Annotated in this window: 1 protein-coding gene; it reads right to left on the bottom strand. The window is 32.0% G+C overall.

Annotated elements, in window-relative coordinates; all coding sequences use genetic code 11:
* On the bottom strand, positions 1–2,374 hold a 2,374-nt coding region (locus B2X72_RS21305), incomplete at its 3' end, for a non-ribosomal peptide synthetase (RefSeq protein WP_286851416.1).
* Positions 2,375–2,453: the final 79 nt, after the last annotated feature.

The following is a 2,453-nucleotide window of genomic DNA, read 5'->3' as shown; positions in this document are numbered from 1 at the left end:
ACACTTTGCTGCCCAAAACAGGTTTACCAACTGGAACAAATCGTTCTAGATTAGTTGTATGTTTTGCTACTTTGTAAAAAGTAGCACATATTGTGGTTTCGGTTGGACCATAGCCATTAATAATTTGTATGCTCGAACCAATTTCTAGAAGTTTTTGCAAAACGAATTCCTTAATTGGCATTACCCCAACTAACAATCTCTTGATTGGCAAGAAATTTCCAAATTCTATAAAGTTACTTATTATAGGCTCTAACAAGGTCGGAGGTAAATAAGCTGTATCAATTCTATTTTTTATAATATAATTGGTTATTAAATTCGCGTCAAATAAAAATTCTTCAGGTAGAATATGTAAGGTTTTTCCAAATCCCAAATTGACGAATACTTCCCAAATCGACACATCAAATACGAATGGACATAAAGACATTCCAATTTGACTTTCATCTGATTCACAAATATTATCAAATGCAGAAAGTAACGCAATTACGTTTCCATGTTCTACCATTACTCCTTTCGGGCTACCTGTAGAACCAGAAGTATAAAGTACATAAGCCAAATCGTTACACGATGGAATCTGATCCGAATCAATTGAAAGGTTTGAATGTTCCTTCCATTGATTAGGCATATTAATATAAACTATAGCTCCAGTATATATTTTGGAAAGAATCTCATCACAACTTTCATCAGTTAAGACAATTTTACAGCGAGTGTCCTTTGTAATATACTCAATTCTACTTATTGGGTAATCTTTGTCGATAGGGACGAAAGCAGCTCCTGCTTTTAATATAGCCATCATTCCAACAGCTACCCAATGTGAACGTTTACAACAAATACCAACTAAGTGTCCTTTTTCGACTCCTTCTTGTTGTAGAAATAATGACAAAGAAGTAGATAAGTCATCAAGTTCTCTGTACGTAAATGAGTTATTTTCAAAGATTACTGCTTTTTTATCAGGATCCTTTCGCAAAGATGAATAGAACAAATCAACTAGAGTCAAATTAACAGACGATAATTCATCAATCCCCGCAGTCTCCATTAATGCTAATCTATCTTCACTGTTGTGAATATTAATATCCTTAATTTCTTTATCCGATTCTAGGCATGCCGATTCTAGAATATTGAAAAAGTGACAAGAAAACTGCGCAATCAACTGTCTATCGAATAAATTAGAATTATATTCAATATTTAGGAAGTGTTGATCGTTTGCTTTTTGAATAGTAAAAACTAGATCAAATTTAGATCTGTTAAGATACTGATTATACCCTTCAATCTTGGTTTTACCTAATACAAGTTCATCTTTACTAGATAAGTCTTCATAAGCAAAAATAATCTGTGTAAATGGATTGCTATTCAACTCTCTTAAGGGTTGAACTTCCTGAACAACTTTTTCGAAAGGGACGTAACCAAATTCAAAACTATCTATCACACTATTCTTGACATCATTTAAAAGATCTTTAAACTTCTTGTCACCGTTTATAGTACTTCTTAAAATTATTGTGTTAACAAAAAATCCTATTATTTCTTCTGTACCATAAGTATCTCTTCCATTGTATGGACTTCCTATACAAATATCATTTTGATTAAAATACCGATATAATAAGATCTTTAGTACAGTTAAATTAAATATAAACGGAGTGACATTTTCGGATGCACAAATATTTTGAATGTCTTTTATAAGATTTTTATTAAGCTCGACTCGATAATTTCCTCCATATTTCTCTTCAAACAACAATTCTAAGGTTGGTTTTCGAAAACGTATTGGTGTTATTTCTGATAAAGTCCTGCTCCAATAATCTAGGCCTTTTAGGAGTTTTTTTCCCTCAATATATTCTCGTTGCCACCTAGCATAATCAGAATATTGATATTCCAATTCACTTAAGTCGCTGTTTGTTACATTCAATAAACCATCATAGTTAATGCTTATTTCTTTTGCTATTATATTCCAGGACCAACCATCAGCTGCAATATGATGCGCTACTAATGATAGAATGTGCTTTTCATCCGAATACGAGATTAGATATGCCCTAAGCATATAATCTTCTTGAAGATTAAAGGGTTCATCTAAGCTTCTTTCCAATAGGCAATGGGCCTCATTTAAGGATTCTACTCTTTTTGTAATTAGTTTCCAATTCTTTTCACTTTGTATAGATTGATATCCTATCCCATCTATTTCATTAATAATGGTTCTGAGTATTGTATGTCTTTCAATTACTTTACGAATACTTTCTTCTAAATAAGAAGCATTTAAATCTCCCTCTATTTTGAAAATCCACGGAATATGGTAATGAAGACTACCCTCCAGTTGGTCAATAAACCATAATGCTTCCTGATTATAGGACAATTGTTCTTTATCCTCCTTATTTTCTCCTTTGATCAAACCTTTTTTTCTAGAGTAATTATCATTTATTGGCGTTATTATAGTTCGATTAATTGTCGGCCTGGTAAAAATATCCTTT

The organism is Sphingobacterium sp. UBA7253, assembly GCF_002472745.1.
GTDB lineage: Bacteria > Bacteroidota > Bacteroidia > Sphingobacteriales > Sphingobacteriaceae > Sphingobacterium > Sphingobacterium siyangense.
The sequence above is the reverse complement of the archived record's forward strand: the minus strand, read 5'-3'. Positions and strand labels throughout refer to the sequence as shown.